Raw genomic sequence first — 12,880 nt, 5'->3', positions numbered from 1 at the left:
CGCCCCGGACGGGGGGTGGCGGGGCGAGTCGCCCTGGGATGCCGCGGGCGGGGAGGTGGCCCGCGGCGGGCTATCGGGTTGTGGTCAGAGGCGGACGGGCATGAGGACGTGCTGGTAGCTGCTGGCCTCGGGGTCGGCTGCGGTGATGACGGCCGGCCGGGTGGGTGTGGTGAGGTGGACGCGCACGTCGGGGACGTTGGCGGCGGTGAACGCGTCGAGCAGGTAGCCGGAGTTGAAGGCGATCTGCAGTTCGGGGCCGCCGAGGTGCTGGCCGTCGATGTGGTTGAGGGCGACAGCCCCGGTGTCGGCGCCGACGGCGCGGACGGTGATGTCGTCGCCGCCGAACCCGAGAAGGATCTTGGGTTTGCCGTCGCCGGTGACCAGCGTGGTGCGGCGGACGGTGTCGACGAGTTCGGCGACCGGCACGATTGCCTCGGTGTCACCGGTGGTCGGGAACCGCTTGTAGGGGATCCGGTTGCCGGGGTCGATCAATCCGATGGTGGAGCTGCGCACCTGGTCGCCGACCCCGACGGTCTTCCCGGCCAGGGACAGGCCGATGGTGCCGTCCAATCCCTTCACGGCGGCCTCCAGGAAGCTGCCGACCATCAGAGTCTCCAGCCGCCCATGCTCGCGGGCCGGGGTCCACGGGATGCTGCGGGCCGCCATGCGATACCGGTCGGTGGCCCACACCAGAAGCTGGTCGCCCTCGGCGGCGAACTCGATGCCGGAGCGCCACAGTTCGTTGCCGATCTCCTTGTAGTTGTACTGGGTGGCCTTCGCCACCTGCTTGACCGCGGCCAGCAGGTCGCTTGCCTCGACGGTGCCGTCCACGTTACGGCGGGCGGCGAGCCCCGGATAGTCGTGGGCCGGGAAGACACTGAGCCGGAACACATCCCGGTCGGCGGTGATCTCCAGCTGCTGGTTGGCGTCGGCGAGCTCCACGAGCTCCGACTTGTAGGCGGACATCACCTGGGCGGCCATGAGCCCGGAGACCGCGATACGGCCCGGCTCCATGACATCGGCGGGCAGGGTGGCGCGGGCGTCACCGCAGTCGCTGATGCCGGAGACCGTCACCTGGTCTTCGCTGGCCTCGATGAGCAGGCACGACAGAATCGGATTCGACGGCTTCGCATCCAGTTGCTTGGCCGCCCAGGTGAGCAGATCGGCGAACTGGCGTCGCGCGAGCCGGGCCTTCACGCCGCCTCCTCCTCGGGCTGCGCCTCGGCCGGGTGGACGGCGTCGGCGGGCAGCGCGTAGGCCGCGCCGGATGCGACGCCGACGGTGACCCGGTCGTTGCCGTTCGCGGTGTAGCGGGCGATCACGATGCCGTCCGTGACGACGCCCTCGTGGTCGAAGGTGACGCGCTCGAAGCCGTCGGGCAGCCCCAGCGGCTCGGGCTTGGCGTAGCCCTCGGTGCGCAGGTCGGTGAGCGGGAACAGGTACAGCTCGTCCATGGGGTTCTCCTGGTGGTCTTGGCCGCCGGCCGTTCGGGAGCGGATCACCGCCCGGCCGGCGGAGTGCTAGGCGGTTTCGTGCTCGTCGATCCACTGCTGGGCGATGCGGCTGGCGTAGGACCGGTAGACGGTTTCGCTGGTGTCCCGGTCGACGACCCAGTACGGGGTGGCGCGGTAGTCGTAGTTCGCCGTCTTGTGCACGTAGTGGCGTCCCCGCTCCCCGTCCTCCCGTTTGCGGATCAGGCTGATCTGAATAAGGTGCTTGCCGCGGTGGTCCGTGTAGCGGTGCCATCCGCGCAGCCCGTGCAGTTCGGTGTAGGCGTCGAGGCGGTCGGCGTGCCACTTCCGGTCCTGCTCGGGCGCCGTCTCCTCGGCGGCGGCAAGCAGTCCCAGCACGGCGGCCTCCCGGCAGGAGTGCCATTCGCGGACGCCGCGCCCGGTTTGCTCGCATTCGACGGCTCGGCGGGCGAAGGCGCGTGCCTGGTGTCGGGCGACAGCGGTGAAGTAGTCGTCAAAGGACTTCATCGACCAGTCGTCGATCGAGTCGCGGTCCGGGAGCGGCCCGTCCGGCATGCCGGAGAGGTCGGTCAGGTGGACGGCGGGGTCGATCGTCGTCACGACGCCTCCTTCAGGGCCGTCCGCCGCATGGCGTCGCCCGTGGGCCTCAGCAAGGCCGGGCTCTCCCAGCCGCGGGCGAGGTAGTGGGCGGTGTCAGAGGCGTCGCAGATGACGCGCCCGTCCGGGGCGAGCGTCCAGTCGCAGTCCTCGATGTACTTCACGGCGGCGTCCCGGCTGTAGACGGCATAGTCGGTGTCCATGCCGCACACGTCACAGGTCGGCAACCAGCTCAACGTCGACACGATCGGCATCACGCCACCACCTTGAGGGCGGGCAGCTTCTGGGTGAGGGCGCTCGCGCTTTCCAGCTCGGAGATCCGCAACTGTGCGGCGGCGAGAAGTCCTTCGGCGATGTCGGCGCGCGCCCGCTGGGTGCGAAGCTGGGCGACGGTCTCGTGGAGCCGGTTGCGGTACCAGGTGACGCGGCGACGCAGTCCGGCGTTCTCCTGCTGCAGGATCGCGTTGTGCTCCCCGGCGCGGCGTTTGCCGTGCCCCTTGAGCCAGCTCATGACGCCTCCGCCCGCAGTGCGTCCGCCGTGCTGGTCAGCAGGTCGATGGCGGCCTGTTTGCCGTTGCCGGGGTAGTCGCACCAGGCGGCCAGCGACGGCGCGTCGATGCGGGCCTCGACGGCCTGCTCGGCGGCGTGGGTGAGAGGGTCACCGCCCACGTGCCGGGGGGTGCCGTGCACGGCGATGTTGATGGCGCCGATCGCGTCGACCTGGCAGCGGTCAAGGTCCGTTCCGCCGGCGGCCTGCCGGGTGTTGTACAGGTAGTGCTTGCAGAACCCGTTCGCTTTGATGGTGTCGGCGGCCAGGTCGAGGACCGCGGCAACGTCGGCCCGGGTATGCGCGGTTGTGGTCACTGACCCTCCCGGAGAGCCGTAGATCATTACTGGCTGGGGGCCGAGGACGGCGTTGAGGAGTTCGCGGATGCCCTGCATGAGCTGTGGGTCGTTGGCGATCTGCCGGGCGGTGAGGTGCGGGTTTTCGGCGGCGACCTGGGCGGCGATGCGGCGGGCGGCTGCGATGCGCTGCTCGTCGGTGGTATCGCCGACGGTGAGGTCGGTGCCGATTTCGAGGCTGCTCACGCCGCCTCCCCGAGCTGCTGCACCGGCTCTGCCGTCGGCTGATGCATCGCGTGCGAGCAGGGGCCCCACTCCGGCTTGCAGGCGGGCACGTTGCGGGTCCGGCCGTCCAGGCAGATGTCGCAGAAGTGGGCGTAGTTGGGGTTGTCGAGGCATGGCTGGGTGGGCAGGAAGATGACCCCGTCCTCCAGGCAGCACCGCGGCGAGTTCAGGCCGCAGTGCCCGTACTGGTCACCCGACCGCCAGGTCCACACCCGGCCGAGCCGGTCGGTGACGTCCGGGTGCTCGGCCTGTTCGAGGGCGGCAAGCTCCTCGCGGGCGACCATCCACCGGGCGATCAGGTCATTGACAGAGTTCGCGGCGGTCACTGCTGGCCTCCGATGTCGTCGAGGGCGGCACGGATGTCGTGCTGCTGGTCGCGGGTGGGGTGGCCGCAGCCGGCGAGGTCGGCGGCGGCGATCAGGTCGGCGGTCGTGGCCGCATCCGAGTCCGTGTGGCCGTTCTCGGCGAGGACGTGGGCGGCGGCGGTGGCGTCGAAGGTCACTGGTCCTCCTGCGGGTTGAAGTCGTCGTCGGTGGCGTCGGTCCAGCCGCAGCAGGCCCAGTCGCCAACGTCGAGCGCGGCGATCTCGCGCTTGCGGGCGTCTTCGTCGGGAGCCCCGAACCGCCAGCCGATGGCGCACGTCTCCCGGGTGGCCGGGTCGACGTCGATGGTCAGGCAGTCGAAGCGGAGGTCGGCGTGCCTGCTGCTGCGGTAGATGCGTCCGGCCTCGAAGAAGCCTGGGTCGGGCAGCGTCCGCAGGTTGTCGGGGCGGATGGCGCCACGGGAGACCTTCGACGCGAGGATCGCCGCCGTCTCGGCCCGCTTCGGCTCGCCGTGGGCGTAGAACTCGCGCGACTTCTTGATCAGCCACGCGGTGACCTCGGAGTAGTCGCTCATGCCGCTGCCTCCGCTGTCTGCGGGAGGCTGCTGCTGTATCCCATGACGGTGACGGGCACGCCCTTGATGTCGGTGACGGCGGTGAGGTTCGCGCCGCCCAGGTAGGCGGTCAGGGAGATCTCGTTGTCGTCCAGGTCGAGGGCCTCGCGCCATGCTTCGAAGTCCCCGAAGCCGCCGTGTAGACGGACGGTGACCCGGTAGGCGTCGATCTCGAACAGCGGGGCGGGCAGCCCGGGGTGCTCGTTGAGGAGCTGCTGGGCGGCGGCGACGGCGTCCGCCATGTCGATCAGCTTCACGCTGCACCTCCGGTGCGGATGTCGATGTGGGTGAGGCAGATGCCGCCCGCGTAGCCGTCGACGGAGACGACCGGGTCGCCGGAGCCGAGCGTCCAGGCGGGAGTGCGGGTGACGGTGTGGAGAGCGCGGCACAGTTCTGCGTCCTGCGGGTCCAGATACCGGCCTTCGGCCTGCCGCTGCCGCACGGCAACCGCGAGAGGGTCATCCGGCCGAACGCCGGGATAGGCGACCACAGGCGTGCCGACCGGGTGCTTCGCGTTGAACTCGTCGGCGGTCACGAGACGCCTCCGGGGGTCCATCCGGGATAGTCCGCTGCCGTGGAGACCGGCTCGTCGGGGTGGGTGACGAGCCAGGCGGCGAGGGAGTCGAGGCGGGCGATGGCTGCCTGGCGGCGCTGGCGGGCGACGAGACGCTTGACGTCGGCCTCCACCTGCGCGGTCGGCGTGTCCAGGGCGGCGATCGTGCGGGTCTGCGTGGTCACGACGCGGCCTCCTTCCACTCGCCGCGACGGACCGTGCGCTGCACGAGTTCGGCGTTCGGCCAGCAGTCGCGGTACCTGGCTAGCCGGGATTCCTGATCGGCGCGGTCGAAGGTGCCACCGTCGAGCAGCACCCCGTCCTTGGGCCAACGGATGGCCGGGACGCGGATGCCGTACTCGACGACCTGCTCCCTTTCGGGACGCGCACCTTCGGCGGCCTTGCGGACCACGGCCACCCACTCCGGCACCGGCAAGGGGTTCTCCCAGCGGAGAGACTCCTCCTCGGCGCCGTCGCACACGGCGTGCACGTCGTTCAGGCAGCGGTTCAGGTGGGCCATTTCCTCGGCGACCGTCGGCTCGCTGCCGACGTACTTCGCCAGCTCGGCGCGTGCCTCGTCGCGTTCGGCGCGGACCGCAGCCAGCTCGGCGAGGAGCGCGGGCACGTCCTCGCGGGCGTGACCGGAGAAGTCGGCGTCGTAGTGGTGTCGGTCGGTCGTGTTCTCGAAGGACGTGAACGGCCCGAAGGCGACGGCGAACGGCGGGTGGGAGCAGCCGTACTCGGAGCAGTCGCAGTAGTCGTTCTCGACCTTCCACGGGCCGGGCGTTGCGGCCTCGGCCCGCTCGCGGATCTCGGTTTCGCGCTGCGGCGACAGGCGCTCGGTCACGACGCCGCCTCCTCGCCGAGAAGGGTCCGGGCGATCAGGTCCAGGCGATTCGCCTGGTACGCCGACCGCTCCATCGACTGCATGTGGCGGACCTGCTTCAGCGTGTCGGCGAGGATCGCGCTCAGCCGGTCGACCTCGGCGAGCAGGGCGGCTTCCCGCTCCTCGTCGGCGGCTTTCCGGAACTGGGTCGCCGTCTCCGGGTTGTTCGTCGTGTCGGCAATCAGCCGGAACGCGGCCTCCTTCGCCGTCAGGCCGTGCGCCACCGTCTGCGGCTCGGGCTCCTGATGCGGGGTGCGGGGCGTGGTCATGCCGCACCGCCCAGGGCGTCAACGGCATGCACGGAGTAGGTGGTCCAGGAAAAGCGGCTGCCCTTCCGGTTCCTGCGGCGCTGCATCAGCCGCCAGACCTCGCCGGGCCGGTACTCGTCCCAGCGGTAGTCGTAGTCGACCGGGTCGCCGTAGCGGAACTGCCGGTTGAGCAAGTCGTCCTGCGCCAGCCCCAACGTGGAGGCGACAGCTAGTGGGTGATCGCCGATCATTCCGACGAATGCGACGGGTGTTTCAATGGAGGACACGGGGTCCCCTTTCTTCTCAACGGTGGAGGTGGATCTCGGAGGCCCTGCTGCCGGTGTGTGGAAGCCCGGCGGTGGGGCCGACTGCCGTCTAGGCGGCGGCGCGGGCCGGCCGACGGTTGCGTCGGCGGATGGTCCCGACCTGGGCGTTGATCTCGGCGATCTCGATGAGCTGGGACTCGCTGAAGACGAGCCGCTTGCTCATGCGGTGGTGCGGAAAGCGCGGGCCTTCGCTGCCGTCGTCGGGGCGGTTGCAGCCGTCGCGGAGCCAGCGTTCGCCCGCTTCGCTGGCGGGGTCGTTGGGGTCCTGCAAGCCGAGCCGAATGGCGGCCTGCTTGACGCTGTAGAAGCCCTCTAGCGTCGTGGGGGCCAGCTTTCGGGTGGACATGTCACCTCTTCTCTGGGGGTTCCTCTTGGGGGTTGAGGAGCAGACGTTGGGAGTCGGCCGGCAGGCCGAGCGCGGTGCGGAGCCGGGCGTAGGTGTCCGGTCTCATGCGGGTGCGGTAGCCGTTCTCGAGGTGGCTGAGGTAGCGGCGGCTGATGCGCGCCTTCTCGGCCAACTCGGCGGTGCTCAGCCCTGCCTGCATGCGGAGCTTGCGGATTTCCGCCCCGTTCACCGTGTGGGTGGGTGGGGGTTGTTCCATGCACAGAATCTAGCGGTTTCTAGCGCCTTCGTCTAGCGGTTTCACGCTGCTTCTCGCGGAATAGCGTCGCTAGCGGGCGCATCGGCGGCGCATAAGCGGGGGCTGTGCCCCCATAAGTGCGTCAAGATTCAGCCCTAGTCGACCCCGGTCCTAGCTGGTCCTAGCGGGTCCTGGCAGGATGTGACCCATGGGTACTCCCGACCTCGAACGCCTCGCGGCGCAGGTGCGGCAACGGCGCGCCACGCTCGGACTCAATCTCGAGCCGGCCGCAGCCTCTGTCGGCATGAGCAAAGACACCTGGAAGAAGGTCGAGGCTGGTCAGAAGGTTCGCGACACGTCCTACGCCAGGGTCGAGAAGGCGCTCCAATGGGCACCCGGCAGCATCGGCCGGATTCTTGCAGGGAAGCAGCCGATCACTGCCAGCAAAAGCCAGGGCGGCGCCGACGACGACACGCGTCTCTCTACCATCCCCAAGCCGGAGCTCGAGCGGGCCGTCGGGGACGCTGTGCAGGCCGCCGCCATGCGCACGAAGGGATCGTTGACGGCAGACGAGATCCTCGAACTGAACGACCGGGTACTGCAAGAGCTGCGCGAACGCGGGATCTTGTAACCGAAGTTCAGCCTAAAGTCGTACAACCATTCGCAGCCCCGACTGTTCCCTGCATTTCGGGCCGCCACTTTGGTCCTCCGTGGTCCCAAAGCCCCGCTCACGTGGCAAAGTTGAGCTCGAATCACCTTGGGGGTCCCCGCAACCCGGAAGGGGGACTCGTTATGCAGAGCACCTTGCTGATAGCCGATCTTGGCCCTGTGTTCGAAGGATGGGCCGGGCGAGCCGACGACAGGATGTTGTGCGTAGCGCCTCCCGCGGCCGAGCAAGACCACGGTGCAAACCGCCGGTTCCGCGAGGTCGTGAGGCGCGCTGGAGGAGACTGTGAGGCCTGCCAAGGCTGCACCATTGGCCTAGCGCGCTGATCAGTTGGTCGCGGAGCCCTGGCGGTAGGGGGTACCTGCCAGGCGCCGCGCCCCAGGTACCAGGGAGTCCGCATGCCGCATCTGGAGTGGAGAGGCGAGAGCCTCCGCGTCCGCTGGGACAGCGGCCGGCTCAACCCGGCCACCGGCAAGAAGATCTGGGAGTCCAAGTCGAGCGCCGACTGGGACGAGGAGACCGCCTACAACTACGGCTTGGACCGCGAATCCGATATCCGTAACAACCGCGGCGTCGCCCGCGCGGACGGGCGGATCACTTTCGACGGCTGGGCCGATCTGTGGCTCAAGTCCCGCAACCTGGATCCGACCACCACCTGGCACTACCGGAAGCTGCTCCGCATCCAGTTGCGTCCCCAGTGGGGCCCGTCTCCGCTCGTCGAGATCACGACGATCAAATATCAGGCATGGGAGGCGAAGCTGTCGGCGCGGTACAGCCCCAGCTACGTGAAGCAGATCACCGGGCTGTTCAGCACGATGATGGGCGACGCGGTCACCCACAGGCCGAAGCTGATCGCTGAAAGCCCCGTCCCTCCGGCTACTCGCCGGCGCGGACGATATGTCCGGCCGAAGCGCGAGGAGAAGGAGACCGTCCCGCAGTCCGACCTGCACCAGCTGGCAGAGAACGCCCGGGTCGTGTGGGGATTCACCGGCTACGTGTTCATGCTGACGAAGGCGTACACAGGGATGCGGCTCGGCGAGATGTACGGGCTGCGGCGGGAGTTCGTCGGCCCGGCCTGGCCGGAGTGTGATCCGGACCGCAAGCGGCGGGAGAAGGCGTTGAAGCGGTACTGCGGCGACGATCCGATGGATGTGCTGCGGGTGCAGTGGCAGCACAAGTACGTCCGGGATGTGGAGCGCCCGGAGGAGACGGGTGTGCCGACGCTGGCGCTGCCGAAGTACGGGTCGGAACGGACGTTGGTGATTCCGCCGTTCCTGGCCGGTCTCCTCGCCCAGCTTCTCGATTCGCATGATTCGCAGTGGGTGTTTCCGGCGATGGGCGGCGGTCCGCTGCTGAGGACGGACTTTCACACGTTCATCTGGAAGCCGGTCCGTGACGGGCACAAGGGGCGTGAGGGGCGGTTTGCCCGGCCGCCGATTCCCAGGGTTGAGTCCTTCGCCGGGCGTCGGATTCACCTGATGAGGCACGCTCACTCGCCGATGCTGGAGGGTGCGGGGGTGGCGCCGGTCGCGGTCGAGGAGCGGCTGGGGCACATCGTGCAGGGTGTGCGGGGCGTGTACGCGGATGTGACGCCGGACATGGAGCGCCATATCGTCAAGGTGCTTCAGGAGAAGTGGGAGCGGGAAGAGAAACGGCGTGGCCAGCGAGCTTCCGGGAGCTGATCGTCTCCGTCTCCCATCCGTCTCCCATTGGCGGGATGCGGATCAAGGGGCCGTGAGGTCAGGACCAGGCAGGACGCTCACGCTGCGCAGTGCCGTACATGACGCAGTAGATCAGCAGGTAGCCGAGGCCGTGGCGGAGGTAGGTGCGGGCCAGCGGGCCGTTCCCGGCGAGCATCCGGACGTCGATGAACGGGGTGCGGCAGCGCGTCTGCCACCACAGCAGTGCGGCCGTGAGGACCGCGAACGGCGCGAGCAGCCACCACCGCGGGTCCGCCAGGTCGAGGAGGAAGAAGACGAGGACGGTCAGGGCGGTGGAGAACAGGCCGATGCCGAGCGGGTCCAGAGCCAGCTTGGGGCTCGGCTCGTCCCCGCTCGTGGCACGTGGCGGGTCGGCCGGGATCCAGACGAGGGCGCAGACGAAGGCGACGGCCGCGACGGGGACGTTCACGGCGAAGATGCCGCGCCAGCCGACGACGGTGACGAGCAGCCCGCCGAGCGTCGGGCCGACGGCGGCGCTGCCCAGCGCCGCGAAGGACAGCCGGGCCATCACGGGCCGCGGCGGGCGGCGCCCCACACGCCGCCCTTCGTCGCGCAGGACGGCCATCGCGGCCGGGTAGGCGGCGGACGTGCCGATGCCGAGGAGCAGCCGGGAGACGATGAGCCAGCCGAAGCCGGGGGCCACGGCGCCGACGACGCCCGAGGCGCACACGACGACGAGCCCCGCGAGGAAGACGCGGCGCGGGCCGAGCGCGTCGGCGAGCTTGCCGAGGACGGGCTGGGCGACGGCGCTGGCGAGGTAGAGGACGGAGATCAGCCAGGCCGTGTCGGCGGCGCCGATCCCGAAGGTGTGCCCGATCGCCACCAGGGCGGTGGAGATCATGGTGGTGTTGAGCGGGTTCAGGAGCGAGCCGAGCAGCAGCGGGGCGGTCAGCCGGGTGGCGAACCCCTGGACGGGCCCTGATGCCGGTTCGCGGGCGACGGCGGCCTTGGCCGGGGCCGTGTCGCTCGCGTCACCGCTCACTTGCGCACCAGGCGTTCCAGGAGCAGCGTCGCTTCGGCGAGGGTGCGCCGCTCGTCCGCGTCCAGCTCGGCGGCGAGGGCCTGGCTGAGCCAGCCGTGCTTGGCGGCGCGGACGGAGGCGAGGGTGGCGCGGCCGCTCTCGGTGATCGACATGACCGACTGCCGCCCGTCGTCCGGGTCCGGCGAGCGCGCCACGAAGCCCTGCTCCTCCAGGGCGCCGACGGTCAGCCGCATGGACTGCGGCCGTACGTACTCGGAGCGGGCCAGGGCGGCGGTGGTGGCGGGCCCCTCGGTGTCGAGGCGGGCCAGGACGGTGCGCTGGGTGGGCGTGAGGAGGCTGTCCGGCGACGCGCTGCGCAGCCGGCGCGAGAGGCGGCCGACGACGGTGGCGAGATCGGCGGCGATCCGCTCGGTGGGCGGCTCGGCGTCGGCGGGTCCCTGCGTTCCTGACATGCGTCCACCGTAAGAGGTAGACAGGGAGCCTTGCAAGTTTCCCTTACGACCCTTCGGCTGCGGGGCGCCTTGGCGCCGGTTCTCAGACCTCCAGGGCCCCGAGCAGCGCCCGCGCACACAGGTCCCGCACCTGCTCCCGGGTCAGCTGCGGCTCGTCCAGCCAGTCCAGGCAGACGGCGACAAGAAAGGCGAGCCAGCCCCGTACGGCGAGACGCAGCGCGGCGGGTTCCGGGAGGCGGTCCACGAGCTGCGGGTCGGCGGCGAGCGCGGCCCGGATCTGCGCCTCGTGCGCGGCGAGCCCCTCCTGGTAGACGGCGCGCACGGCGACGTCGCCCGCCGCCTCCGCGCGGTGGAAGGCGCGGAAGCCCTGGGCGTGCGAGGCGACGTACTCCAGGAAGGTGTCCAGGCCCGTGCCGATCTGGTCGCGCACCGGGACGCCGGGGACGGCGGCCGTCAGGCGCAGCATGCGCTCGCTCTCGCGGCGGACGACGGCGGCGAAGAAGTCCCGCTTGGTCGGGAAGTAGTGGTAGAGCAGCCCGCGGGAGACCCCGGCGATCTCGGCGACCTGCTCGATCCAGACGTCGTCGTACGGGTCCTGCGCGAACAGTCTGGACCCGACGGACAGCAGTTGCTCGCGCCGCTCCTCGGTGCTCATCCTGCGCCGGGTCCGCTCCCCCGGCGCCGCCGCTCCTCCCCGCTCCCGCTCTGCGCTCATGCGGGCACCTTACTGGACCTCCTTCCGCTTACTTGACGCCAGTTCAACAACGGGACCACACTGAGGCGCACTATTGAATCGACGTCCAACAAGGCGCGGGGCGGGCTCAACGGGGCGCTCGCGCAGGGGAGATGGGCACCATGGCGCAGGTGACGCAGACGGCGGACGGCGTGCAGCCGCGGGGTTTTCGCAGCGCCGAGCTGGGCTGGCCGCGCCTGGAGCGGATACCGCACCCGCCGCGCCGCGTGCCGCTGCTCGGTGACGTGCTCGGCGCCAGTACGCGCACACCGCTCCAGGACTCGATGCGGGTCGCGGCGGAGCTCGGGCCGATCTTCCGGCGCAAGGCGTTCGGCAAGGAGATCGTGTTCGTGGCCGGCGCCGAACTGGCCGCGGAGCTGGCGGACGAGTCACGCTTCGCCAAGCACGTCGGGCTCGGGGTCGCGAACCTGCGCCCGGTGGCGGGCGACGGGCTGTTCACCGCCTACAACCACGAGCCGAACTGGCAGCTGGCGCACGACATCCTGGCCCCCGGCTTCAGCCGCGAGGCGATGGGCGGCTACCACCCGCTGATGCTGGACGTGGCCGGGCAGCTGATGGCCGCCTGGGACGCGAGCGAGGCCGCCGGGCGCACGGTGGACGTGCCAGGGGACATGACGAAGCTGACCCTGGAGACGATCGCGCGGACCGGGTTCGGGCACGACTTCGGCTCGTTCGAACGGGACTTCGACAAGGAAGGGCCGCATCCGTTCGTGACGGCGATGGTGGGCGCCTTGTCGTTCGCACAGAGCCGCAATGTGGTGCCGCCGCTGCTCGCCTCCTTGCGGCGCGGCGCGGAGAGGCGCAATGCGGCGGACCGCGCGTACCTGAACCGCACGGTGGACGACGTGATCGCCGCCCGCCGGGCCGCCGGCAGCGGCCCCGGTGACCTCCTCGACCGGATGCTGGAGGTGACGCGCCCCGGGACGGGCGAGCGGCTCACCCCGGAGAACATCCGCCGCCAGGTCATCACGTTCCTGGTCGCCGGGCACGAGACGACGTCGGGCGCGCTGTCGTTCGCCCTGCACTACCTCGCGCAGGACCGGGCCGTGCTCGCCAAGGCGCAGGAGGAGGTCGACCGGGTCTGGGGCGACGTGGCCGTCCCCGCCTACGAACAGGTCGCCAAGCTCCGCTACCTGCGCCGGGTCCTCGACGAGTCCCTCCGCCTGTGGCCGACGGCCCCGGCCTTCGCCCGGGAGGCGATCGCCGACACGACCCTGGGCGGCCGCCACCCCATGCGGCGCGGCGCCTGGGCGCTGGTCCTGACGACGATGCTGCACCGGGACCGCGCCGCCTGGGGCGAGGACCCCGAGACCTTCGACCCCGACCGCTTCACCCCGCAGGCGGTACGGGGCCGCCCCGCGCACGTCTTCAAGCCGTTCGGCACGGGCGCCCGCGCCTGCATCGGCCGCCAGTTCGCGCTGCACGAGTCCATGCTGGTGCTCGGCCTGCTGCTGCGCCGCTACGACCTGCACGCGGAGCCCGGGTACCGGCTGGCGATCGACGAACGGCTGACCCTGATGCCGCGCGGGCTGCGGCTCCGGCTGACGCGCCGCTGATGCCCGAAGAGGCGGGCAGGC

Annotated in this window: 22 protein-coding genes and 1 pseudogene; 3 read left to right on the top strand and 20 right to left on the bottom strand. The window is 70.5% G+C overall.

All coding sequences use genetic code 11. From position 1 onward, the window contains the following. Positions 1–84: 84 nt before the first annotated feature. The 17 genes from C1N81_RS39330 to C1N81_RS39250 all read right to left on the bottom strand — a co-directional run bounded on the left by C1N81_RS39330 (position 85) and on the right by C1N81_RS39250 (position 6,748). Complete coding sequence (locus C1N81_RS39330) at positions 85–1,197, bottom strand: DNA polymerase III subunit beta (protein WP_394436186.1); 1,113 nt, start codon at positions 1,195–1,197, stop codon at positions 85–87. Further along, the gene (locus C1N81_RS39325; protein ID WP_394436185.1) at positions 1,194–1,454 is read right to left on the bottom strand and encodes a hypothetical protein; all 261 of its coding nucleotides are present in this window, start codon (positions 1,452–1,454) and stop codon (positions 1,194–1,196) included. The genes C1N81_RS39330 and C1N81_RS39325 overlap by 4 nt, the downstream gene beginning before the upstream one ends. A gap of 66 nt (positions 1,455–1,520) precedes the next feature. Then, positions 1,521–2,072 (bottom strand): hypothetical protein, encoded by a 552-nt coding sequence (locus C1N81_RS39320; protein WP_394436184.1) that lies wholly within the window; start codon positions 2,070–2,072, stop codon positions 1,521–1,523. Continuing rightward, positions 2,069–2,323 carry a hypothetical protein gene (locus C1N81_RS39315; RefSeq protein ID WP_394436183.1) on the bottom strand — a complete coding sequence of 85 codons (255 nt, stop codon included), beginning with the start codon at positions 2,321–2,323 and terminating at the stop codon, positions 2,069–2,071. The genes C1N81_RS39320 and C1N81_RS39315 overlap by 4 nt, the downstream gene beginning before the upstream one ends. Next, positions 2,323–2,580 carry a hypothetical protein gene (locus tag C1N81_RS39310; RefSeq protein WP_394436182.1) on the bottom strand — a complete coding sequence of 86 codons (258 nt, stop codon included), beginning with the start codon at positions 2,578–2,580 and terminating at the stop codon, positions 2,323–2,325. Before C1N81_RS39310 ends, C1N81_RS39315 begins: the two co-directional genes overlap by 1 nt. Then, positions 2,577–3,158, bottom strand: coding sequence for a DUF6197 family protein (locus C1N81_RS39305; RefSeq protein WP_394436181.1), 582 nt, complete (start codon positions 3,156–3,158; stop codon positions 2,577–2,579). The genes C1N81_RS39310 and C1N81_RS39305 overlap by 4 nt, the downstream gene beginning before the upstream one ends. Then, on the bottom strand, positions 3,155–3,523 hold the full coding sequence (locus tag C1N81_RS39300) for a hypothetical protein (RefSeq protein ID WP_394436180.1): 369 nt from the start codon (positions 3,521–3,523) through the stop codon (positions 3,155–3,157). The genes C1N81_RS39305 and C1N81_RS39300 overlap by 4 nt, the downstream gene beginning before the upstream one ends. Further along, positions 3,520–3,699 carry a hypothetical protein gene (locus C1N81_RS39295; protein ID WP_394436179.1) on the bottom strand — a complete coding sequence of 60 codons (180 nt, stop codon included), beginning with the start codon at positions 3,697–3,699 and terminating at the stop codon, positions 3,520–3,522. The genes C1N81_RS39300 and C1N81_RS39295 overlap by 4 nt, the downstream gene beginning before the upstream one ends. After that, positions 3,696–4,094: a hypothetical protein gene (locus C1N81_RS39290; protein WP_394436178.1), complete on the bottom strand. Its 399-nt coding sequence runs from the start codon at positions 4,092–4,094 to the stop codon at positions 3,696–3,698. The genes C1N81_RS39295 and C1N81_RS39290 overlap by 4 nt, the downstream gene beginning before the upstream one ends. Further along, positions 4,091–4,390 (bottom strand): hypothetical protein, encoded by a 300-nt coding sequence (locus C1N81_RS39285; protein WP_394436177.1) that lies wholly within the window; start codon positions 4,388–4,390, stop codon positions 4,091–4,093. Before C1N81_RS39285 ends, C1N81_RS39290 begins: the two co-directional genes overlap by 4 nt. Then, positions 4,387–4,668, bottom strand: coding sequence for a hypothetical protein (locus C1N81_RS39280; RefSeq protein WP_394436176.1), 282 nt, complete (start codon positions 4,666–4,668; stop codon positions 4,387–4,389). Before C1N81_RS39280 ends, C1N81_RS39285 begins: the two co-directional genes overlap by 4 nt. Continuing rightward, positions 4,665–4,871, bottom strand: coding sequence for a hypothetical protein (locus C1N81_RS39275; RefSeq protein WP_394436175.1), 207 nt, complete (start codon positions 4,869–4,871; stop codon positions 4,665–4,667). Before C1N81_RS39275 ends, C1N81_RS39280 begins: the two co-directional genes overlap by 4 nt. After that, positions 4,868–5,533 (bottom strand): hypothetical protein, encoded by a 666-nt coding sequence (locus C1N81_RS39270; protein ID WP_394436174.1) that lies wholly within the window; start codon positions 5,531–5,533, stop codon positions 4,868–4,870. The genes C1N81_RS39275 and C1N81_RS39270 overlap by 4 nt, the downstream gene beginning before the upstream one ends. Further along, the gene (locus C1N81_RS39265) at positions 5,530–5,841 is read right to left on the bottom strand and encodes a hypothetical protein (protein ID WP_394436173.1); all 312 of its coding nucleotides are present in this window, start codon (positions 5,839–5,841) and stop codon (positions 5,530–5,532) included. Before C1N81_RS39265 ends, C1N81_RS39270 begins: the two co-directional genes overlap by 4 nt. Continuing rightward, the gene (locus C1N81_RS39260) at positions 5,838–6,107 is read right to left on the bottom strand and encodes a hypothetical protein (protein ID WP_394436172.1); all 270 of its coding nucleotides are present in this window, start codon (positions 6,105–6,107) and stop codon (positions 5,838–5,840) included. The genes C1N81_RS39265 and C1N81_RS39260 overlap by 4 nt, the downstream gene beginning before the upstream one ends. 88 nt (positions 6,108–6,195) lie before the next feature. Then, on the bottom strand, positions 6,196–6,492 hold the full coding sequence (locus C1N81_RS39255; RefSeq protein WP_394436171.1) for a hypothetical protein: 297 nt from the start codon (positions 6,490–6,492) through the stop codon (positions 6,196–6,198). Between the two features lies 1 nt (position 6,493). Further along, a complete protein-coding gene (locus C1N81_RS39250) occupies positions 6,494–6,748 on the bottom strand; it encodes a helix-turn-helix domain-containing protein (RefSeq protein WP_394436170.1) in 255 nt (84 codons plus the stop codon). A gap of 187 nt (positions 6,749–6,935) precedes the next feature. Here C1N81_RS39250 and C1N81_RS39245 point away from each other — a divergent pair, with 187 nt between their 5' ends. Both C1N81_RS39245 and C1N81_RS39240 read left to right on the top strand, forming a co-directional pair. Next, positions 6,936–7,358, top strand: coding sequence for a helix-turn-helix domain-containing protein (locus tag C1N81_RS39245; RefSeq protein WP_394436169.1), 423 nt, complete (start codon positions 6,936–6,938; stop codon positions 7,356–7,358). A gap of 434 nt (positions 7,359–7,792) precedes the next feature. Continuing rightward, positions 7,793–9,076, top strand: a complete 1,284-nt coding sequence (locus C1N81_RS39240) for an integrase (RefSeq protein ID WP_394436168.1) — start codon at positions 7,793–7,795, stop codon at positions 9,074–9,076. An 82-nt stretch (positions 9,077–9,158) separates the two neighbouring features. On the opposite strand, the pseudogene C1N81_RS39235 reads toward C1N81_RS39240, so the two are convergent. The 3 genes and pseudogenes from C1N81_RS39235 to C1N81_RS39225 all read right to left on the bottom strand — a co-directional run. Further along, positions 9,159–10,097 (bottom strand): annotated as a pseudogene (locus tag C1N81_RS39235) (MFS transporter); the annotation flags it as partial. Then, positions 10,094–10,549, bottom strand: coding sequence for a MarR family winged helix-turn-helix transcriptional regulator (locus C1N81_RS39230; RefSeq protein WP_394436167.1), 456 nt, complete (start codon positions 10,547–10,549; stop codon positions 10,094–10,096). The pseudogene C1N81_RS39235 and the gene C1N81_RS39230, both read right to left, overlap by 4 nt. An 82-nt stretch (positions 10,550–10,631) precedes the next feature. Beyond that, positions 10,632–11,264 carry a TetR/AcrR family transcriptional regulator gene (locus C1N81_RS39225; RefSeq protein ID WP_394436166.1) on the bottom strand — a complete coding sequence of 211 codons (633 nt, stop codon included), beginning with the start codon at positions 11,262–11,264 and terminating at the stop codon, positions 10,632–10,634. A gap of 140 nt (positions 11,265–11,404) precedes the next feature. On the opposite strand from C1N81_RS39225, the gene C1N81_RS39220 reads away from it, so the two are divergent. Then, positions 11,405–12,859, top strand: a complete 1,455-nt coding sequence (locus C1N81_RS39220) for a cytochrome P450 (RefSeq protein WP_394436165.1) — start codon at positions 11,405–11,407, stop codon at positions 12,857–12,859. The last annotated feature ends 21 nt before the right edge of the window (positions 12,860–12,880 follow it).

This window comes from Streptomyces sp. SGAir0957 (assembly GCF_043523415.1).
Note: the sequence above shows the minus strand (reverse complement) of the source record. Positions and strands in the feature narration are given on the sequence as shown.